The 20,794-nt window shown below is 72.4% G+C and carries 12 protein-coding genes; 8 read left to right on the top strand and 4 right to left on the bottom strand.

The window, feature by feature from the left end:
• Positions 1–505: 505 nt before the first annotated feature.
• Together ABT053_RS11215 and ABT053_RS11220 are read right to left on the bottom strand one after the other, a co-directional pair.
• Positions 506–2,185 (bottom strand): thiamine pyrophosphate-binding protein, encoded by a 1,680-nt coding sequence (locus tag ABT053_RS11215; RefSeq protein WP_350968785.1) that lies wholly within the window; start codon positions 2,183–2,185, stop codon positions 506–508.
• A gap of 660 nt (positions 2,186–2,845) precedes the next feature.
• Positions 2,846–4,099, bottom strand: a complete 1,254-nt coding sequence (locus tag ABT053_RS11220) for a multidrug effflux MFS transporter (protein WP_350968786.1) — start codon at positions 4,097–4,099, stop codon at positions 2,846–2,848.
• Between the two features lie 310 nt (positions 4,100–4,409).
• Here ABT053_RS11220 and ABT053_RS11225 point away from each other — a divergent pair, with 310 nt between their 5' ends.
• Positions 4,410–5,459, top strand: a complete 1,050-nt coding sequence (locus tag ABT053_RS11225) for a ketoacyl-ACP synthase III family protein (protein WP_350968787.1) — start codon at positions 4,410–4,412, stop codon at positions 5,457–5,459.
• A gap of 400 nt (positions 5,460–5,859) precedes the next feature.
• Positions 5,860–9,756, top strand: a complete 3,897-nt coding sequence (locus ABT053_RS11230; RefSeq protein ID WP_350968788.1) for a type I polyketide synthase — start codon at positions 5,860–5,862, stop codon at positions 9,754–9,756.
• A gap of 203 nt (positions 9,757–9,959) precedes the next feature.
• Here ABT053_RS11230 and ABT053_RS11235 read toward each other — a convergent pair whose 3' ends face one another.
• Complete coding sequence (locus tag ABT053_RS11235) at positions 9,960–10,826, bottom strand: helix-turn-helix transcriptional regulator (RefSeq protein ID WP_350968790.1); 867 nt, start codon at positions 10,824–10,826, stop codon at positions 9,960–9,962.
• 132 nt (positions 10,827–10,958) lie between these two features.
• On the opposite strand from ABT053_RS11235, the gene ABT053_RS11240 reads away from it, so the two are divergent.
• Together ABT053_RS11240 and ABT053_RS11245 are read left to right on the top strand one after the other, a co-directional pair.
• Complete coding sequence (locus ABT053_RS11240; RefSeq protein WP_350968791.1) at positions 10,959–11,090, top strand: hypothetical protein; 132 nt, start codon at positions 10,959–10,961, stop codon at positions 11,088–11,090.
• Entirely contained in the window at positions 11,087–11,950 is an 864-nt protein-coding gene (locus tag ABT053_RS11245) for an NAD(P)H-binding protein (protein WP_350968792.1), read from the top strand. The genes ABT053_RS11240 and ABT053_RS11245 overlap by 4 nt, the downstream gene beginning before the upstream one ends.
• Positions 11,951–12,325: 375 nt before the next feature.
• Here ABT053_RS11245 and ABT053_RS11250 read toward each other — a convergent pair whose 3' ends face one another.
• Positions 12,326–16,147 carry an endonuclease/exonuclease/phosphatase family protein gene (locus ABT053_RS11250; RefSeq protein WP_350968793.1) on the bottom strand — a complete coding sequence of 1,274 codons (3,822 nt, stop codon included), beginning with the start codon at positions 16,145–16,147 and terminating at the stop codon, positions 12,326–12,328.
• Positions 16,148–16,263: 116 nt separating this feature from the next.
• Between ABT053_RS11250 and ABT053_RS11255 the strand changes: the two genes are divergently transcribed.
• The 4 genes from ABT053_RS11255 (at position 16,264) to ABT053_RS11270 (ending at position 20,533) form a co-directional block, all read left to right on the top strand.
• Complete coding sequence (locus ABT053_RS11255; protein ID WP_350968794.1) at positions 16,264–17,274, top strand: ArsR/SmtB family transcription factor; 1,011 nt, start codon at positions 16,264–16,266, stop codon at positions 17,272–17,274.
• A 64-nt stretch (positions 17,275–17,338) separates the two neighbouring features.
• The gene (locus tag ABT053_RS11260) at positions 17,339–17,668 is read left to right on the top strand and encodes a hypothetical protein (protein WP_350968795.1); all 330 of its coding nucleotides are present in this window, start codon (positions 17,339–17,341) and stop codon (positions 17,666–17,668) included.
• Between the two features lie 40 nt (positions 17,669–17,708).
• Positions 17,709–19,847 carry a glycoside hydrolase domain-containing protein gene (locus tag ABT053_RS11265; protein WP_350968796.1) on the top strand — a complete coding sequence of 713 codons (2,139 nt, stop codon included), beginning with the start codon at positions 17,709–17,711 and terminating at the stop codon, positions 19,845–19,847.
• Between the two features lie 11 nt (positions 19,848–19,858).
• Positions 19,859–20,533, top strand: a complete 675-nt coding sequence (locus ABT053_RS11270) for a hypothetical protein (protein ID WP_350968797.1) — start codon at positions 19,859–19,861, stop codon at positions 20,531–20,533.
• Positions 20,534–20,794 lie beyond the last annotated feature (261 nt).

A 20,794-nucleotide genomic window follows, 5' to 3' on the forward strand; every position in this document is an offset into this window, starting at 1 on the left:
CTGCCCCGGCCGCCGACGTACGGTGCCACGCCCTGTGGACGAGGCGGTTCGCTTCCGGCCGATCGCCGATCTCGGCCTCGGACAGCGAGCCTCGTCGCACGGGAGGCGGAAAGTGCGGTGCCGCAATCGCAAATTGCTGCACCTCCTGAACTTTCGCCACCTTTGCGGCTCATTCTGTAATTCTGGTGCGATCTTAAAATGTTACGTACGGACTGTCTAGATGTTACGGCCGGATCCGTGGAACTTTTGTCGAGTTTGGGCGAAAGTCCAGCACCGTCGGTCGAAACTCTCCCTGTTCGGCGCGGAGAACGGGACAGGGAACACGCGAGGGAACACGGAGAAGCGGGCAGGCCGTCCTGAGGTGTCGCGAGATCGACCGCCGTCCCACACTCAGGAGGGCAAGAAGGTCCAAGAAGCCCGCCGATAAGGCGAGGCCCCGTTCAATGGCCCCCGCTCACCTGGCTCTTCTTCCTGACGTCCGTGGCCACAGGGCGGCGGGCGCCGTTCAGTGGCCCCTGAACGCCTCCTCCAGCCACCAGGAGCCGCGCTCGCGGGTGATCTTGGCGTGGACGAGCAGCGGCCGGTCGCGCGGCCCCCGCAGCCAGGCGGCCACGCCGTCGAGGTCCGGCACGCCGGAGACGGTGACGGCGGCGCAGCCGTGACCGCGCGCGATGGAGGCGAGGTCGGCGGGCGGGAAGGTGACGGTGTCCAGGCGGTGACCGGCGAAGTGGTGCACCTCCGCGCCGTACGCCTCGTCGTCGTAGACCACGATCACCATCGGCAGCCCGAGCCGGACCACCGTCTCCAGCTCCGCGATGCCCATCAGCGCGCCGCCGTCGCCGAGGGCGGCGACCGGCAGGCGGTCGGGACGGGCCAGCGCGGCGCCCACGGCGGTGGCCAGGCCGAGGCCGACGGCCTGGAAGCCCTGGGTGAAGCAGAAGCCGTCCTCGTCGGGGACATCCAAGAACATGGCCGGATATCCCATGAAATTCCCGGAGTCGGTGGCGACGATGCGCTCGTCCGGCAGCAGGTCGTCCAGGGCGATGGTGAGCGTCCGGGGGTCGATCCGGCCGTCGCCGCTCTCGTCCTCGTACGGCACGTTCCGCCACGCGCGCTCGGCCGCGATCCGGCCGGCCAGCGCGGGCGTGCGGTAGCCGCGCGGCGCCGGGCTCGACGGGCCGGACGGGCGCGACCCCGCGGGCCGCAGCACGTCGGCGACGGCGGCGGCCACCTCGGGGATGTCGCCGACCAGGCCCAGGGAGACCCTCTGGTGGACGGCGATGGACTCCTCGTCCAGGTCGATCTGGACGACCTCGGTGCCGGGCCCGACGAGCGCGCCGTGCCGGGTGGTCCACCCGTTGAGCGAGCAGCCCCAGGCCACCAGGACGTCGGCGTCGCGGATGAGCCGGGCGGCCAGCGGGGAGGAGAACCCCCCGCTGACGTCGAGGTCCCACGGGTTGCCGCGGAAGAGCCCCTTGGCCACCGCCGAGGTGGCCAGCAGCGCCCCGACGAGGTCGGCCAGCTCCTCTAGCTGGTGCCGGGCGCGCCGGGCGCCGCGTCCGGCGACGAACACCGGCCTCTCCGACCGCGTCAGCATCCAGGCCAGGGCCTCGGCGCCGCCGTCCGGCCACACGCGGGCGAGGGTGCCGGTCTTCCGCTCCGGGAGAGCCGGGAGGGCCGGGGCCGAGCCGGGGCCGGGCCCGCCGTCGGCCCGCTGCACGTCGAGCGGCAGGTTGAGGAGCACGGCCCGGCGTTCGCGGGTCGCCGTCGCGTACGCCCGGACGGCGGTCTCGGTCGCGGAACCGGCGTCGTCCACCCGCATCGGCACCGCGCCGACCGCCGTGGCCAGGGCGTCCTGGTCGATGTGGAAGTTGGAACGCGTCTCGGTGGCCTCACCGGCCAGCACCACCAGCGGGGTGCCGCTCTTGGCGGCCTCGGCGAGCCCGGTCAGCGCGTTGGTCAGCCCCGGCCCCTGGTGCACGCTCACCACGCCGACCTTGCCGCTCACCCGGGCGTACGCGTCGGCCATCGTGGCGGCCCCGGCCTCGTGACGGGCGGCGACGAACCGGGCGCCACCGTCCACCAGCGCGTTGGTCACGTGGAAGTTGCCGCTGCCCACCACGCCGAACACCGTGTCGACGCCGAGCGCGGCCAGCGTGCGGCCCACCACCTCGGCGACGATCATCGCCCCGCCCGGGGGCCGGTGGCGCGGCGGATCCGGCCCGTGGCCCGCGACGGCGGGCGGGTGAGGAGGTCGGCCTCGATCGCATCCATAGCGCCTTACAGTAACGGCACGTCACCGTTTTCGGTGATCATGATGCCGCCCTTCACGCCGGGCCGGGGACGGCGACGCACCGCCGGACCGTCCGGGGCCGGTGCGGATCGCGTGGAGGATGCCCGCCGGCGCTTCCGGTTCCCGGGAAAGCGATCCGGCGGCGCGGCCGGGCGACGGTCGCACCCTCCGAACGACGCGGACCGGCACCGTCGGCATTCACCTTCGCATCGGCCCGGCGCCTGGCGGGCAGGCCTTGGAAACGCGAAACAGATAACCGGATCTATCCGAATCATCGCATGCGGATGAGGTTTGCTCCCGGCGGGATATCGAGGTTGTCCGTATGCCCGAAAACACGCGGTGAGCTGCTCCAGAGCGCTTTTCGCCATCCATCGGACGCGTTGAGAAACGCATGGCTCACATAAGGGGAAGTATTCAGGTGAGAAACCATTCTCCCGCCTCCGCCGGCACGGGCGGAAAGGTCACGAGGACGGTTGTGGATCGGGCTTTTCCCGGGAGCCGGGAAACGACCGGCCGGTCCATTGTGAGACCGTCGAAAGAATCGCCGTGACCTCAGACGGGCACGCGAAGGGAGTCGCGCTTCCGGGCCCCGCGCACCACGGTGAGGGACAGCGCGGCGAGGCCGAAGGCGGCCAGCATGATGACGGCCATGGAGATCGTGCCGCCGCCGAGGAGACCCGACAGGGGCGAGGCGGCCGCGCCGAGGACGAACTGGCTGCCGCCGAGCAGGCCGGAGGCCGCTCCGGGAGCGTCGTGGCCGAGCGACTGGACGACGGTCGTGGTGGCGGGCAGCGCCGTGCCGAGACCGGCGACGGTGACGAACAGGCAGGCCCAGGTGACGGCGAGGGAACCGCCGGTCGTGACCAGCGACGCGACCAGGGCCGCCGTACCGGTTCCGGCCACGGACAGCCCCGTGACCAGCAGGGTGCTCACCCGGACGCGGGCGGACAGGCGGCCGAAGAGGAGGCTGGAGGCCAGCATGCCGAGGGCGTTGGTGGCGAAGACGAGGCTGTACCGCGTGGCCGAGAGGCCGTAAACGTCCTGGAAGACGAACGTCGAGCCCGCGATGTAGCTGAAGAGCGCGGCCCCGGTGAAGGACGAGGCGAGCACGTACCCCACGAGGGCGGGCCGCCCGGCGAGCATCGCGACGGCCCTGAGCACGCCGGTCACCCCGCTCGATCGCCTGCGGCCGGCGGGCAGGCTCTCCGGCACCCAGGCGAGGACCCCCGCGATCAGCAGGACGCCGAAGCCCGCCAGCGCGACGAAGACGAGGCGCCAGGAGCCGGCGCCGAGGATGGCCCCGCCGAGCACCGGCGCGGCCACCGGGGCCGTGAACACGATCGCGGACAGGGTCGCGAAGTGGCGGCCCGCCTCCGGGGTGCCGTGGAAACGGTCGGTGAGCACGGCCCGGGCGACCACCATGCCCGCCGCCCCGGCGACCCCCTGCAGCAGCCGCGCCGCGTTGAAGACCTGGATGCTCGGGGAGGCGGCGCAGGCCAGCGACAGCACCGTGAACAGCGCGGCGCCGGTCAGCAGGACGCGGCGGCGGCCCACCGCGTCGCTGACCGGGCCCAGGAGGAGCTGTCCCGCCGCGAGCCCGACGAGGAAGGCCGTCAGGGACAGCTGGACCGAGGGGGCCTCGGTGCCGAAGGATCCGGCCAGGCCGGGGAAGCCGGGCACGTACATGTCGATGGACAGCGGAGCGACCGCGGTGAGGCCCGCGAGCACGAGGAGGAGCCGGCCGGTGCGCTTCCGGCCGGTGGCCGGAGCCTGGTTCTGGGACGCCGGAGCCTGGTTCTGGGGCATGGGTGAGCCGCTTTCCGGCTTGGGACATGTGCGGGAGCCGCCGATATGCCGGTGATCATCGACGGTGAAGATTATGCATGGTCCGCCGGAAGAATGACACCACTAGTCATGGAAGATCCATTCGATTAGCATCGGCGCTGACCGCTTCCGGACACAACTGTTGACATTCAGGGTTGTGAGGCCCGCGATACATGTCGCCGGCCCGTGATAGGCAACCCGACAGCTTTTCCAGCAGGCTGTTCTCCCCAGTGGAGGGTTATTCGTTCCACCCCATCCCGCGCCGCGGCATGCCCGCGTTGAAGGAGGACGGATGCGTACACCCGACATCTACCTGCGCAGTATCGGCGTCCATCTGCCGCCGGTGGTCAGCATCGAGACGGCGGTCGCCGAGGGCCGCTATCCGGCGGAGGAAAAGGAGTATTTCCGCCTCGGCGGCGCGGCGGTGGCCGGCGACGTGCCGGCTCCCGAGCTCGCGCTCCGCGCGGCCCGGCACGCGTTCGAGCGCTCCGGCGGGATGTCGCCGCGCGATCTGGACCTCATGCTGTACGTCGACGTCTGGCACCAGGGGCCCGAGGGCTGGCTGCCGCAGTACTACCTGCAGCAGCACCTGGTCGGCGGCGACGTCCTGGCGGCCGAGCTGCGGCAGGGATGCTGCGGGATGTTCAACGCGCTGCAGTTCGCCGCCGGGTACCTGCGGCCGGGCGGCACCGCGCTGCTGGTCGGCGCCGACAACCACGGCAGCCCGCGGGTCGACCGGTGGCGCATGATCGAGGGCTACGTGGTGGGCGACGCCGGGTGTGCGCTGCTGCTCACCACGGACCCGGGCTTCGCGCGGTTGCTGTCGGTCAACGTGGTCGTGCTGCCGGAGGCCGAGTCGGTCAACGACGGCGGCGTGCCGCTGTTCCCGCCGGAGGCGACCGTGGGCACCCAGCTCGACTTCGCCACCCGGCACCGCGCGTTCCGGGGGCGGCTGCTCGCCCGCGACGGCGGCGCCGGCGTCATGCTGGCGATCCAGTCGACGCTGATGGAGCTGGTCGACCGCACGCTCAAGGAGGCGGGCATCACCCTCGACGAGGTGGCGCGCGTGGCGTTCCCCCACGGGCGCTGGGACAACGTGGAGGAGCGGGCGAGCTGGTTCGGGCTGACCCTGGACGACACCACCTGGGAGTACGGCTCCGGCGTCGGCCACTTCGGGGTGAGTGACCAGTTCGTCGCCCTCGACCACCTGATGGCCGGCGGGGCACTGGCCCCCGGCGACTACGTGCTGCTCATCGGTGTGGGGGCCGGCAAGACCCTGGCCTGCGCCGTCGTGCGGATCCTCGACATCCCCGAGCAGTACGCCTCCGACGACCTCGGCTGAGCGGCCGTACGCGTCGACGACCGGGCCCGACCGGCCCGGGAGGCGGCGGACATTCCCGGCCAAGAGGCCGTACGCGTCACCGCTCGGGCCCGACCGGCCCGGGGGCGGCGGACATTCCCGGTCGAGCGGCCATACGTATCGGCGTTCGGGCCCGATCGGCCCGGGGGCGGCGGACGTTGCCGGTCGAGCGGCCGTATGTGCCGCCGTTCGGGCCCGACCGGTCCGGGAGGCGGCGGACGTTGCCCGGCTGGGTGGCCGTGTGCGTCGACGGTCGAGTCCGGCCGGTCTGAGAGGCGGCGGAGACGCCTGGGTCCGGCCAGGCGCGACCATTCCTGTCCCGCCGCCGTCGTGGAGATTCTCGAGTCGCCCGTGCGGGCGCGAATATGGGAGGCGATGTGTGATGGACCAACCGGCCGAGATGATCGCGCTGATCGGGATCGGCTGCCGGCTGCCCGGCGGCGTCGGCTCGGTGGACGACTACTGGAACCTGCTGTGCGAGGGCCGGGACGCCGGCGGACCGGCGCCCGCCGACCGCTGGCGCGACTACGCCGACCGCGGCCCCTCGTACGCGGCGGCGTTGCGCCGCACCCTCTCGTACGGCAACTTCCTGGACGGGGCGGCCGACTTCGACGCGGAGTTCTTCGGGCTCTCGCCGCGCGAGGCGGAGCTGATGGACCCGCAGCAGCGCCTGGTGATGGAGACCGCGTGGGAGGCGCTGGAGCACGCCGGGGTGTCGCCTGACGCGCTGGCCGGTACGGACGCGGGCGTGTACGTGGGCGTCTGCACCGGCGACTACGGGCATCGCCTGCTGGAGGATCTGCCCGACATCGAGGCGTGGACCGGGATCGGCGCGGCCACCTGCGCGGTCGCCAACCGGGTGTCGTACGCGCTCGACCTGCGCGGCCCGAGCATGGCGGTGGACACGGCGTGCTCGGCGTCGCTGGTCGCCGTCCACCTGGCCGTGCAGGCCCTGCGCGCGGGCGAGACCGACGTGGCGCTGGCCGGTGGGGTGAACCTCATCCTGTCGCCCGGCGAGACGCTGACACTGGACGCCGCGGGCACGCTGGCGCCCGACGGGCGGAGCAAGTCGTTCGACGCCGCCGCCGACGGCTACGGGCGGGGCGAGGGCGCGGCCGTCGTGGTGCTCAAGCGGCTCGCGGACGCCGTACGGGACGGGGACCGGGTCCTGGCGACCGTCCGCGGCAGCGCGGTCAACCAGGACGGCCGTACCGCGGGCATCATGGCGCCGTGCGGCCAGGCGCAGGAGCACGTGATGCGCCGCGCGCTGCGGCAGGCGGGCGTCGAGCCGGGCACGGTCGGGTACGTCGAGGCGCACGGCACCGGCACGGAGGTCGGCGACCCCATGGAGGCGGGCGCGATGGCCGCCGTGTACGGGGCGGACAGGCCGGCGGGGCAGCCGTGCCTGATCGGTTCGGCCAAGTCCAACATCGGTCACCTCGAAGGCGCCGCCGGTGTCGCGGGCCTGGTCAAGGCCGTCCTGGCGCTCGACCGCGGCGAGCTCCCGCCGAGCCGACTCGAAACGCCCACCCCGGCCGTCGACTGGGCGGGCGCGGGGCTGCGGGTGGTCGGCGCGCTCACGCCCTGGCCCGCCTCCGCGCATCCGCGCCGGGCCGCGGTCTCCGCCTTCGGCTACGGCGGCACCGTCGCCCACGTCGTCCTCGAACAGGCGCCACCGGCCGGCCCGCTCGCGACGGGGAGCACGGGAAGCACCGGGAGCGCGGAAGGCGCGGGAAGCGCGGGGAGCACCGAGAGCACGGGGAGCACCGGGAGCACGGGAAGCACGGGAAGCACGGGAAGCACGGGAAGCACGGGGAGCACCGGAAGCACGGGAAGCGCGGCCCGGCTGTACCCGGTGTCCGCCGCGTCACCGGCGGCCCTGCGGCAGGCCGCGGGCAACCTCGCCGGCGTCGCAGGACACCTGCCCCCGGCCGACGTCGGGCACACGCTCGCGCTGCGCCGCGCCCACCTGCCGCACCGGGCCGTGGTCGCCGCGAGGAGCCCGGCCGCGCTGGCCGACCGGTTGCGCGCCCTGTCCACCGGCGCCTCGCACGACGCGGTGACCACCGGGCGGGTGCTCGTCGATCCCGGTCCAGGACCGGTGTTCGTGTTCTCCGGGCACGGCTCGCAGTGGGCCGGCATGGGCCGGGAACTGCTGGAGACCGAGCCGGTGTTCGCCGCGGTGATCGACGAGCTGGAGCCGGTGTTCGCCGCCGAGATCGGCTTCTCGCCACGGAAGGCGCTCACCGAGGACGACCTGACCGAGGTGGACCGGATCCAGACCATGATCTTCGCGATGCAGCTCGGCCTCGTCGAGCTGTGGCGGGCGCACGGGGTCCGTCCGCACGCGGTCATCGGCCACTCGGTCGGCGAGATCGCCGCCGCCGTGACGGCCGGGGCGCTGAGCCGCCTGGACGGCGCCCGGCTGATCTGCCGCAGGTCCCTGCTGCTGCGGAAGGTCGCGGGCCGCGGGGCGATGGCGATGGTGCACCTGCCGTTCGCCGAGGTGGCACGGCAACTGGGGGACCGCGCCGACGTGGTCGCCGCGATCGCGTCGTCGCCCGGTTCGACGGTCGTCTCCGGCGACCCGGACGCCGTGGCCGAGGCGGTGACCGGCTGGATCGAGGAGGGTGTCCCGGCCCGCCGGGTCGCCTCCGACGTGGCGTTCCACGGGCCGCAGATGGATCCGCTCCTGGCCGGCCTGACCGCCGCCGCGGCGGACCTCGCGACCGGTGTCCCCGGCATCCGCGTCTACTCGACGGCACTGGACGACCCACGGGCGGGCCACGGCTTCGACGGCGCGTACTGGGCGGCCAACCTGCGCCGGCCGGTGCGCCTGGCGGACGCGGTCGCGGCCGCCGCGGCCGACGGGTACCGCGCGTTCGTGGAGCTGTCCGCGCACCCGGTGGTCACCCATTCGGTGCTGGAGACGCTGGGCGCGGGCGGGTACGAGGAGATCTTCGTCGGCGCGTCGTTGCGGCGGAACCGTCCCGCGGGGGCCGCCCTGCTGAACAGCGTGGCCGCGGCGCACTGCGCCGGTCTCGACGTGGACTGGCACCGGCTGCAGCCGGCCGGCGGGCCGGTCACGCTCCCCTCGTACCCCTGGCAGCACCGCAGGCACTGGCGTACGCCGTCCGCCCCCGACGTCACCGGCCGCGGCCACGAACCGGGCACGCACACGCTGCTCGGCGACGTCGTCGACCTCGCGGGCACCGACGTGCGGCTCTGGCGGACCGTCCTGGACGACCAGAGCCGGCCCTACCCCGGCAGCCACGCCATCGAGGACGTGGAGATCGTGCCGGCCGCGGTGCTCGCGGCCACCTTCTTCGCCGCCGCCGGAGGCCAGGCGCTCGGCGAGGTGACGATGTCGGCGCCGCTGCTGACCGCCGACCGCCGCGAGGTCCAGGTCGTACGGCAGGGAACCGGGCTGCGGCTGGCGGCCCGTGCCGCGGGTGATCCGGACGCCTCCTGGCAGATGATCGCCACCGCCGAGGTGCCCGCCGACCCGGGAGAGGCACCGGTTCCCCCGGCGCACCCGCTCGTCCCGGCGGAGCCGGGCCTGATCAAGCAGCGGCTCGCCGCCGTCGGCGTGCCCGGCACCGGGTTCGACTGGACGGTCGAGGAGCTGCTGCGCGGCCACGGCGCGCTGCGCGCCCGGGTCCGGTGCGGGCCGGCCGCCACGTGGGCGCCCGTGCTGGACGCGGCGATGTCCGTGGCGCCGAGCGCGTTCCCCGGCGACCCGCTGCTGCGCATGGTGACGAACGTCGATCGGCTGGTCACTGTCGGAGAGCCGCCCGACACGGCCGACATCGAGGTCTGGCTCGACCCCGAGCGCGCCGACACGGTGCTGGTACGGGTGACCGACCGCGCGGGCGCCGTCGTCGGCTGGCTGTCGGGACTGCGGTACCCGGTGATCGACGTGCCGGCCGCCGCGGAGAACGGCCCCGAAGGCGTCCGGCCCGCCGAGTCCATCGCCGATCTGGGGCCGGAGGAACTGCGCGCGTTCCTGCTCGCGGAGGTCGGCGTGCAGATCGCCCAGGAGATGCGGCTGGCGCCCGCCGACCTGTCGCCGTACCGGCCGCTGGTCGAGCAGGGGCTGGACTCGGTGCTGACGGTGATCGTCCGGCGGCGGCTGGAGCGGCGGTTCCGGTGCTCGCTGCCGACGACCCTGCTGTGGCGGCAACCGACCGTCGCCGCGGTCTCCGACTACATCGCGGGCCTGGTGTCCGTCTCGGCCGGGGACGGCCACGCCGACGCTCCGGTGGGCGGGCCGATGTAGTCGCCCCCCACGTCCCGGCACTCCCAGCGGCCGAAGGAGCCGCCGCGCCGCCGGTGGGCGAACGGGCCGGTCACCCACCGGTCTCGGCGATCCCTTCGGGCCGACCACCCACCGGTCTCGGCGATCCCTTCGGGCCGACCACCCGCCGGGCTCGGCGACCCCCTTTCCCGCTGGACGACTCCCGCCACCGCCGGTGAGCCGGGTCACGCGCCGCGGGCGCCGAGCCGGTCGAGCGCGGCGGCGCTCGGGCTGCCGGGTTCCGCGGTGTAGAGCACCAGCCGCACGCCGGTGCCGGGCAGCAGCAGGGTCTGGCACTCCAGGTCGAGCTCGCCCAGCTCCGGGTGGCGGAGGTGCTTGCGCAGCGTCGATATGGGTCGTACGTCATGGCTGCGCCAGCCGGCGGCGAACTCCGGGCTGTGCGCGGCGAACTCGTTGACCAGCTCGCCGAGCACGCGGTCCGCCGGGTAGCGGGCGCGGGCCGCGCGCAGCTGGGTGGCGGACTGCCGGGCGAACTCCGCCTCCGCGCCGGCCGGTGCCGTGCAGACGACGCCGCCCAGCCGGATGGACAGCCGCACGGTGTTGCGCTCCTCGGCGGGCAGCGACCCGAAGTCGACGATCAAGGCGGCGGCCGCGTCGTTCCAGGCCACGATCTCCTCTCGCTCGTCGACCAGGTAGGCGGGTACCGGCCCGAGCCGGTCCAGCAGCCGGCGGTCGGCGGCGGGCACCGGCGCCCGGTCGGCGTCCGTGCCGGGCGGGGCCTGCCCGGCCAGCCGTGCCAGGTGCTCGCGCTCCGTGGCGGTGAGCCGCAGCGCCGTGCCCAGCGCGGCCAGCACCTGCGGGGACGGACGCGGCGCGCGGGCCTGCTCCAGCCGTTCGTAGTAGCTGGTCGACACCCCCGCCAGCGCGGCCACCTCCTCGCGGCGCAGCCCGGGAGTGCGCCGGGCGCGGCGGCCCGGCGGGTGGACGGCGGCGGCCGGCACCTGGTCCGGGCGCAGTGCCTCTCGGCGGCGGCGCAGGAAGTCGGCCAGCTCGCCTCTGGGGGTCCCGGTGGTACCGAAGGCTCTGCTCACCCTGTCAGGTTCGCACAGCGGCGCCCGGCCTAGCCACGGACCGGTGGTCCGGGGCTCAGCCGTCCGTTCCCCGGCGGCGGGCCCGAGCCCAGGCTGGCATGGTCACACCCCGCTGGATTCCGGAGGACCACCGTGCCATGCACCACCGAAGAGACGTTCCGCCGGCTGCTGGACCTGCTGCTGACCAAGGACATGAACGCCGTCGCCGACCTGTGGGCCCAGCCCGAGCCGCTCGGCTCGCTCAGCCCGGAGGCCGTCCGATGACCGGCGTACTGGTGACCGGCGGCACGGGGAAGACCGGGAGCGCGCTGGTGGACCTGCTGCGAGGCGGTGAGGTGCGGGTCCGGGTGGCCAGCCGCAACCCGTCCGCCGACGATCCCGACGCGGTCCGGTTCGACTGGGACGACCCGGCCACCCATCCGGCCGCGCTGCGGGGGACGGACCGGGTCTTCCTGGTGCCTCCGGTGAACACCGTGGATCCGATGCCGTCGGTCGGCCCGTTCCTGGACCTGGCGCGACGCCTCGGCGTGCGCCGCGTGGTGCTGCTCGGCTCCGCCATCGTGCTGCCGAACGCTCCCGGCGCGCTGGAGATGGCCGCGCGGGTGCGGGCCACGCCCGGCTGGGTCGTGCTGCGCGCGTCCGGGTTCATGCAGAACTTCCTGGGCCCCCACCCGCTCGGCGAGCGGATCCGGCGGCAGGGCGAGATCCGCGTCGCCGCCGGTGACGGCCGGTTGGGCTGGATCGACGCGCGGGACATCGCGGCGGCCGCCGCCGCCCTGCTGATCGACCCGGATGTCGATCCCGGCGACCGGCGTGACCACCTGCTCACCGGGCCGAAGGCGTTGAGCTACGGGGACGCGGCGGCGATCATCACCGCTCGCACCGGCCGGCCGATCCGGGTGCGGCACATCGGGTCCGACGAGCTGGCGGGCACCTACCGGGCCGCCGGCATGCCGGGCGAGTTCGCCGACGCCCTCGCCGCCGTGGAGGACGGCATCAGGGCGGGACGGGAGGATCTGGTCAGCACCGCGGTGCTGGACCTGACCGGCCGCCCGCCCCGCCCCTTCGCCGAGTTCGTCCAGGACCACGCGACCGCGTGGGCGGACGCCGGCCCGCCCGGGTGACGACCGGCGCCCGACGGCCCTTCGAACCCTGAACCGGCCCGTCGTCCAACTCCTGAACTCCTGAACGCCCGTCAGCGCTCTGCCTGGCGTCTGGAGACGCGCGACGGCTACACCTTGAACGATCCCGGCGTCTGGAGATGCGCGACGGCTACACCTTGAACGATCCCGGCGTCTGGAGATGCGCGACGGCTACACCTTGAACGATCCCGGCCTCTGGAGATGCGCGACGGCCACACCTTGAACGATCCCGGCCTCAGCGCCTGGCAATCCGGGCACAGGATCGACCCGGATGACCGTTCCTGCGGAAACCGGGGCGCGATCCGCGCCGTCCCGGGGACTGCCGCCCGAGCGGCAGTCCCCGGGACGGCTGCCTGGTCAGCCGCTTGGGAGCTGTACCTGGCTGCGGAACAGGTAGTGGTCGGAACAGGGGTGGTCGTCGCCGCCGCACTGCCCGACGTTCGTCAGGTGCTCGACCCGGCCGGGCGGCACGAAGAGGTGCCAGCGGCTGGCGAACACGTAGTCGATCTTCTGTGGCTGGTTGCCGCTCGCCTCGTTGCCCCAGTGCGTGGGGCCGCCGCTCTGGCGCGGGACGCACGAGCCGAGTTCGCCGCAGTCGCGTTCCTGGTCGACCTCGTTGAAGTCACCGCCGCCCGCCGGATCGGCGTACAGCGTGTTGAGGCCACTGTTGGACGGTGGCACCCGGATGTTGAAGTCGCCGGCCAGGACGAACGGCATGTTCTTCGCCTGCGGGCCGAAGACGCGCGCCAGTTCGCGAGCCTGCTGCTCGGCGTCCGCGTACGGGTTGGACTGGCCGCCCTTCTCCTGGTCCAGGTGTGTCGAGCAGGCCTTGAGGTCGCGGCTGGTGCCGGGCAGCCGCGCGACGACGCAGGCCACACTCCGGTCCACGCCGGAGAGGTTCTCGCCGGGGAGGGCGATGCGTTCCTCCAGTTCGTTGTCGGCGTTGAAGACGAAGCCCTGGTGACTGAGCACCGACCCCCGCACCAGCACGGCGTTGCCCGCTGACATGCGGGTGTCGGGTGGGAAGCCGAGGAAACAGTCCGGCACGGTGAGCTGGCTGGCGTGGTAATAGCCGCTCATCGCGTACCCGATGGCTTCCAGCCGGACGCCGAGGTGTTCGAACTGGCGCAGGCAGACCTCGTTCAGCGAGATGACGTCCGGGTTGCGGGCCTGCACCTCCTGCACCAGGCGCTCCACGACGTCGTAGTCGCCGAGGTTCTTGGCGGCGCCGGCGAGGTTCCAGTGCAGGACGTCGAGCGTCGTGCCGGTGACGGGGACGAAGGCGACGGCGTCGAAGGCGATGTCCTGGGTGCCGTCGCCGTCCGGGGTGACCGAGTGCAGTTGCACGTCGGGCTGGTTGTTGAACCTGAACGTGCCCAGCGACGCCCAGCGGTTGCCGGTGCCGGGCTGGACCAGTGTGCTGACGCGTTCGCCGTTCGCGGTGCGGACCATGTACCGGGCCTTGCCGGTGTGGGCGCCGTGGTCGGGCAGAGCGACGAGCACCTTCCACAAACCGGTGATCGACTGGTTGAGCCGCCAGGTGGCGTCGACGCGCAATCTGCCGCCTTCGGCCTGTGCCGTGCGGGTGTGGGTGAACCAGAAGTGCCCCCCGAACCCGCCGCCGATCTGGTGGGTGTCGATCTTGCCCGGGTAGTTGCCGTTGGCGTCGGGGTAGAACCGGAACTGGAAGGTGCCTTGGTTGGTCCAGGGCCGGCCGCAGTTCGGCCGGATGGACGGTGTCCCGTCCGGCAGGTTGTCGATGATCCTGGCGTTGGCGGGCAGCCCGGTGAGGGAGCAGTTCGGCGGGTAGGCCGTGCCGTCGTCCTGGTAGGCGTAGCCGGGGTCGAAGCGCAGCAGCTCGTTGCCGCAACTGTAGGAACAATCGGGCTTCCAGGTGGACGACTGGTGGTACCAGCACTTGAGGTCGCGCAGACCGGCCGCGTTGACGTGCGCGCACGGACCGGCGGGCTCGCCGATCACGTCGGGATCCGTGGGCGGGTAGGTGGCGCCCGGGACACAGTTGTTGCTCACGTCGCAGAACTGGGCCACGGGCGGCTTGACCCTGGCCCGGTTCAGCGGGGCGGTGACGGCGTCGCCGTTCCACCACGCGGCGCGGTAGCCGGAGACCAGCACGCCGGGCGCCTCGAGCACCTCGACCGGGTGACCGGCCCAGCCCAGCACCTTCTCCGGGTAGGGCCAGTGCTGCGGGTGCGCGGCGTCCTCGTAGGTGACGTCGAGGAACGCGGTGCGGTTGGCCGGGTACTTGGGGTTGACCGGGTTGTTGGCCCATCCGACGCCCCACGCGCCGTTGTTCTGCCCGGCCTGGGACTGCGGGTAGAAGCCCGAGTTGTACGCCCACACCGCGTAGAACCAGTTCTCGATCTTCGCCGGATCGCCGTTGTTGATCATCAGGCCGGCCGAGCGGGTCTGGTTCCACTTGTCCTGCAGGATCCGCAGTCCGGCCGCCACGTTCGCCGCGAAGTCCAGCGCGACGGCACGCTGGGTCTGGTACGGCATCGCGGTCTCCCCCGGCTTCTCCCGGCCCGCCAGCCGCATGCCGTCGGTGACCTGTGTGACGCCGTACCCGCAGTCGGCCTCCGGCCAGCGGATCGTCCAGTCGTCAGAGGTGTCGGGGTCGTAGACGTCGAGCCCGTAGTAGTTGCCGATCAACGGGTTCGCGGTCACGCCGGGCACCGCGAAGCGAGCCGCCTGCCACAGGTTGGACTCCTGGGCGGCGATCCCGAGCATGATCTGCGCCGGCACCGCTCCCCCGCCGGTCAGCGCCCGCGGCGGGAACAGGCCCTGCGGGGTGTAGGCCGGCATGCCGAGGTTCTTCCAGTTCGCCGGCCGGGACACGTTCAGCACCCCGCGTACGGCCTGGTCGACCGCCCATTCGACCTGGCGCGGCTTGGGCTGCATCGCCTGGTTGCGCGGGTCACCGCGGGGCACCGAGCAGTACCGCTCGGCGAAGTCGGCCGGGTCGGTCGGACTCGCCGCGACAGCGGCCCGCCCGGCCTCCCGCTCACCCTTTCCGGCGTCGCCGGCGCCGGCGGCGACCTCGGGCGAGGCGGTGAAGGCGGCGCCGATCCCGGTCTTCGTCGCGGTCGCCTTGACCGCCAGCGGCCTCGGCCCGGACCCACCGGTGGCCCCCGGGCTCGTCACCGGCAGCACGGAGGTGACCACCAGCTCACCGTCCAGGGAGGGCCGCGCTCCGGACGGCGCGTCCAGCCCCGTGACGCTGCCCGAGCCCGCCACGAACGCCTTCGACCCCAGCACGAACACCCGGCCACCACGACCGGAGGCCACATCGAGCCCGGTCAGCGAACCCGAGGCCAGCGTGGCCGGGACGGCGCGCCCCTTGTCCGCTACGGACACCCGGCGGACCTCCGCCCGGTCGGCGCCGGAGCGCTGCAGGTAGACCACTCCGCCGTCGGCGTCGGCGGCCACGTCGAACGGCACTCCCTCGGTCGCGGCCAGCACCCGCCGCGATCCGTCGTCGGCGACGCGGACCAGGGCGCCGCTGTCGGCCGCGACGATCCCCCCGTCCACCGGAACCGCCGACGTCAGCTGGCCGGGCACCTCGATGCGGGCGCCGATCCGGGCCTTCTCGGCGTCCACCCGGATCAGCCGCGTGCGGCCCAGGTCGGCGTCCCCGCCCTGGGTCAGCACCGCCTGCTCGCCCGCGCCGCACGCCGGTGTGAAGTAGGCCAGGCTCGACCGCACCGGCAGCCGGGTCACGGCGCCGCTCTTCAGGTCGACCACCGCGGTGAAGCCGCCCCGGTCGAACAGCTGCTCGTCGTTGGTGAACGTCCGTGGCGCGTACACCACGACCGCGTGCCGGCCCGAGGCCGTCACGCACATGTTGCCGATCCACCGATCGGTCTCCACGCCCGCTTCGCCGAGCGTGGCCACGGTCCGCCAGGCGTAGCCCGCCGCCGCGTCGGCGGCCAGCACGTGGAATCCGGTCGCGTCCCCCGTCGCGAGCAACGCCCGGTCGGTGGAGGACTGCCATCGCTCGCCCAGGACCCGGCCGCGCTCGGCCGCCGGAACCGCGGCGGGTGCCGTCGCCGCCACGGGTCGTGCGCGCACGTCGTCCTCCGGTCCCGGTGGCGCGGCGCGGGCCACCTGGGGGACGGCGAGCACGCCGGCCAGCAGGCAGGCCGTCATCATGCCTCGCATTAAAACTCGAGCTCCCATGCCCGCAATCTGCACGATTACCACAGGCCTGTGAACAGGTTTACGGCACAACGCAAACCTAGTCATAATGACAGTGATGTCTACGGGGGAGACGGGCCATGCTGCGTGTGCATTTCACCTCGGCAGACCTCGCGCGCACCGGACTGACCACCGTCGCCGACCCTTTGTGGGAAATCCTGCTCAGCCATTTCCGGCTGATCGAACGTGACCGGCCGATGTTCATCCAGCCGTGGATCTCCCGGCTGCGGAGCCGCCCCGACCTGCTGACGATGATGCGGCCCGCGGCCACGCTCCTGTCCGGGCTCGCCCCGCTCGGGCCCTACTTCCCCGACTTCCTCACTCCCGCCGAGTCGGCGGCCGGCCTCGAAGCCGGCCTGGAAGCCGTGGGCGCCACGGACCGGCGCCGGCTGCGGGACGAGCTCGACCTGCTGCACCAGTCCAACCGGCGCCGCGGCCGCGCCACCCCCGGCTGGCTCGCCGGCTTCGTCGGCGCGAAGAGCGACCCGCTGACCTCCCTGACGAAGGCGCTGCGCGAATACCACCGCGCCGCGGTGGGTTCCCACGACGACCTGATCCGCAGATGCGTCGCGGCCGACGTCGAACCTCGGGTGAACGCGCTGCTCGCCGGTGGCGTCGAGGCGCTGTTCCGCAGCTTCGAGCCGCTGATGCGGTGGCGTCCGCCGGTGCTGGAGGTGCGCTACGACGTCGAGCAGGACCTGTACCTGCGGGGCCGGGGCCTGCGGCTCGTGCCGTCGTTCTTCTGCCACGGGTCGGCCGTGTCGCTGGCCGACAACGACCTGCCACCGGTCCTGATCTACCCGATCGCGCCGGAGCCCCGCTGGGAGGCGGTCTGCTCGGCCGACCCGGCGGGTCCGCTGGCCGACCTCATGGGCGCGACCCGTGCGGCCGTACTCGCCGCCCTGCGGCACGGCGCCTCCACCTCGCAGCTGGCGGCGACCCTGCACACGTCGCCGGCCTCGATGAGCCGCCACACCAAGACCCTGCGGCATGCCGGGCTGATCACCAGCACCCGTCGCGGACCCGCCGTCCTGCACGACCTCACCCCGCTCGGCTGGAAGCTCCTCGACCGTTCCGAGGCCCAGGTCTGAGCACCTCTCGCATCGCCGCGCAAAGGTCTTGCCCGCCCTGCGGCGTCGATCGACAGTTCGGGCCGTGCGGGTGCGCGGCCGTGACGATGGCGGCAGGGCCGGAAGCGGCAGCCGGGCGTGGGCGCGGACCGCCGTGCCGATCGCCTCGATCATGGCGCTCCCCGGCACGGCCGTCACCGCCGCTCTCACGCACGGGCTGGAACAGCGCTCCGCGCGGCACCGGCTGCCGTCTGGGTCCGCCGCCTCGCCGTACGCGGGGACCGGCCTGAACGACGACGAGGACGCGGCAGCCGCCCGGTCGTGGACCGGCGGATCGGGACCGCCGCTGACCGGGGCTTTTACGCTGAGGCGTAAGGAGTTGGACGCATCCGTTCACGTGTCGCAGGCTGATTGACGACCCGCGCCGACCGGAACAGGGGACTCACTGAATGCCGGTGACCATCCATCCACGCAGCACCTGGGCCGTTCACGTGGCAGCCGCGGACCGGCCCCAGGCGGCCGGCCGTCCGGTGAAGTCCTCCGGCAGGTGGGAACCCTGGCTCGGAGGCGTCCTCCTGCACCACCGAGGGGTTGGCTCCTTCTCCCCCGATTCGGAGGAGGACTGCGAGAAAGACGTGGCGCAGGTCTTCGCCGAGGACATCAACGACGTCTACGACGACATCAGTTACAACTACTTCGTCTGCCCGCACGGCAACGTCTACGAAGGCCGCGGCCATGAGCGCGGCGAGGCCAACGGCGGCGACCACATCAGGGTCGACGGCGTCGAGGTGGGCAACAACACGGGCTTCTATTCGATCTGCGCGCTGCATCGATCGTGGGACGAGCCGTCCGAACCCATGCTCCGGAGCATCAGAGACCTCATCGCCCATCTCCGCGACGATGCCCCCATGCAGGCGGGCTCGCTCATCCTGCCGCACGCCAGCGGCTGGAAGACCGACTGCCCGGGCACCCTCACGCCGTACGCGACGAACGGCTCTCCCGTCGACCCGTCCGTGGCCTGGGAAGACGGCGTGCTCATGGACATGAACGTGTTCGGCGCGCAGAAGTGGGTGAACGACCGGTACGACGAGCTGGCCCCCGGCTACCTCAAGTGCCTGACGACCGGGCGCACCGGATGGCCGACGGTTCTTTCCCTCACCCAAGCCCTCCAGTACGAGCTGGGAATACGCCCGACGGTACAGAATTTCGGGCCGGGCACGATGCAGGCCGTGCAGAACCACCCCCTGCGCCCGGATACCGAGACGAACCCCGACATCATCTCGATCTACAACTGGGCACTGTGGTGCAAGGGCTACGCCGCCGGCCGGCTCTCTCACGTGTGGGATGAGGCGTCCCGGAACTCCTTCACGCAGCTCCTCGGCCACATGGGACTCACCGGCGTAGTGATCACGAACGCGTTGTGGGCGCGCATCAGCCGGGCGCTGCTGACCATGGACCAGTTCCGGGTCGTGCCGGGCGGAGACGCCGTCACCCAGAGCATCCAGCAGCACATCAACAAACGCTATGTCGCGCAGCGGAACATCCCGGCGATGAATCTCGTGCCGTGCGACGGCCACTACTCCCGCGAAGTGCAGAAGGGCCTGATGATGGCCCTTCAGTACGAGCTCGGGATCGGCGTCAACGACATCAACGGCTATTTCGGGCCCGGCACCGAGTCCGGACTGAGAACGCGCGGCTCCGGGGCTCTCACCGGCGACTTCCGGCTGCTGTTCCGGTCCGCCTGCTTCTTGAACTCGCCCACCTACGGCGATGGGCAGCAGATCCCGTACTCTCCCCAGGACATCCACACCGATGCGCAGACCGCCACCCACACGAACTGGCTGCGCGCGTTCCAGTCCTTCTCCCAGATTCCCGTGACCGGCACCAACGACTACACGACGTGGGCGCAACTGCTCATCTCCGCCGGTGACAGCCGGCGTGAGGCCACCGGTTGCGACTGCATCACCGAGATCACCCTCGATCGCGGCCGGCAGCTCAAGACGGAGGGTTACCAGATCGTCGGCCGCTACCTCGACGAGCACCTTTCCCCGGGGGACCCGTACTATCTCGGCAAGGCGCTGAAGCCCGGCGAGCTGCAGAACATCTTCGCGGCGGGCCTGCGAATGTTTCCGATCTTCCAGTACAACGGCACCCAGCTGGCCAACTTCACCTACGACAAGGGATACGACCAGGGCACGAAAGCCGATGAGAAGGCCCGGGGATTCGGCCTGCCGCAAGGCAGCTGCATCTATTTCGCCGTCGACTACGACGCGATGGACGCCGACATCGACAGCAGTGTCCTGCCCTATTTCCACGGGGTCAGAACCGCGCTCCAGGCGCTCGGCCACCGTTACGAGTTCGGGGTGTACGGCTCCCGCAACGTCTGCATCCGCGTGTCGCGGGAGGCCGGCGCCCGCTGGTCGTTCGTCTCCGGGATGTCGTGGGGATTCTCCGGGAACCTCGGCTACCCGTTGCCGGCCAACTGGTCCTTCAACCAGATACACGAGTACGAGTTCCGTCCCGGATGGGGCCTGGACCGCAACGTGTGGCGTCAAGGCGGCGACCCGGGTGTTTCCTCCGCCGGATCGCCATGAGGAGCCGTCACGTGATCACACGCCGCCAGTTCATCGCCGCCGGGGCTCTCGTCCTCGCTCCTGCCGTAGCCGTACCCGCCGCCGCCACGCGCCCGGCCGCCGCGGGCGCCGACCGGTGGGAATGGGAAGGGGACGAGTCCGCCAACGGCTGGCGCATCGACCCCGGCGAGATCACCCTCCACGCCGTCGAAGGCACGCTCGCCTCGGTGCTCCTGCGTGCGGGGGACGCCGCCACGGTGCTGCTCCACGTCGCCCGCCGCTGGCACTACGAGGTCGCCCCGGTGGACACCGGGCAGGGCGGCGGCCTCTCCGCCCACACCACCGACCGCACGGTGGGGGCCGGCTTCGAGTCGAACCACCTTTCAGGGACGGCCGTCGCCGTTCATCCGGCCGCCTATCCGCTCCACGGTTCGGAGGGACTGTGGCCTCACCAGGAGGTGATCGTGCGTGACATCCTCCTTGACTGCGAGGGCACGGTCCGCTGGGGAGGCGACCTCACACCGGTGAAGGCGTCCCACTTCCAGATCGACGTCCCTCCCGGCAGCGGGAAACTGGCGAGGGTCGCCGACCGGTTGCGTACCGATCAGCACCTGCCCTTTTCGCCCCCGGCGGGCGCCGCGCTGGACCCGGCGACGGCCGCGCGACGCTCGGGATCCCGGAAGCTCAAGCGCACGCAGGCCGGCTGATCGCCCGGAAGCCCGGAAGCTCAAGCGCACGCAGGCCGGCTGATCGCCCGGAAGCTCAAGCGCACGCAGGCCGGCTGATCGCCGCAATGAGCCTTGACGGCAAAAGCGGCCGTTGAACACCGGCTGAAAGTCCCGCCGGCCACGCCCCCGCGCAAACCGGATCCATTCAGTGTTCCTAACTCCTCACTTTACTGCCACAATGTGGATCTGCGCACTATGAGACATCTCCTCGGGGGCTTTCTATGGGGATTTTGCGCATCC

The sequence above is a fragment of the Streptosporangium sp. NPDC002524 genome (assembly GCF_040295985.1).
GTDB lineage: Bacteria > Actinomycetota > Actinomycetes > Streptosporangiales > Streptosporangiaceae > Streptosporangium.

Bases quoted from the DNA above. Each gene is read 5' to 3' on its own strand.
- ABT053_RS11215 (WP_350968785.1), bottom strand. From the start codon at position 2,185: ATGATCGTCGCCGAGGTGGTGGGCCGCACGCTGGCCGCGCTCGGCGTC.
- ABT053_RS11220 (WP_350968786.1), bottom strand. From the start codon at position 4,099: ATGCCCCAGAACCAGGCTCCGGCGTCCCAGAACCAGGCTCCGGCCACC.
- ABT053_RS11225 (WP_350968787.1), top strand. From the start codon at position 4,410: ATGCGTACACCCGACATCTACCTGCGCAGTATCGGCGTCCATCTGCCG.
- ABT053_RS11230 (WP_350968788.1), top strand. From the start codon at position 5,860: ATGGACCAACCGGCCGAGATGATCGCGCTGATCGGGATCGGCTGCCGG.
- ABT053_RS11245 (WP_350968792.1), top strand. From the start codon at position 11,087: ATGACCGGCGTACTGGTGACCGGCGGCACGGGGAAGACCGGGAGCGCG.
- ABT053_RS11250 (WP_350968793.1), bottom strand. From the start codon at position 16,147: ATGCGAGGCATGATGACGGCCTGCCTGCTGGCCGGCGTGCTCGCCGTC.
- ABT053_RS11255 (WP_350968794.1), top strand. From the start codon at position 16,264: ATGCTGCGTGTGCATTTCACCTCGGCAGACCTCGCGCGCACCGGACTG.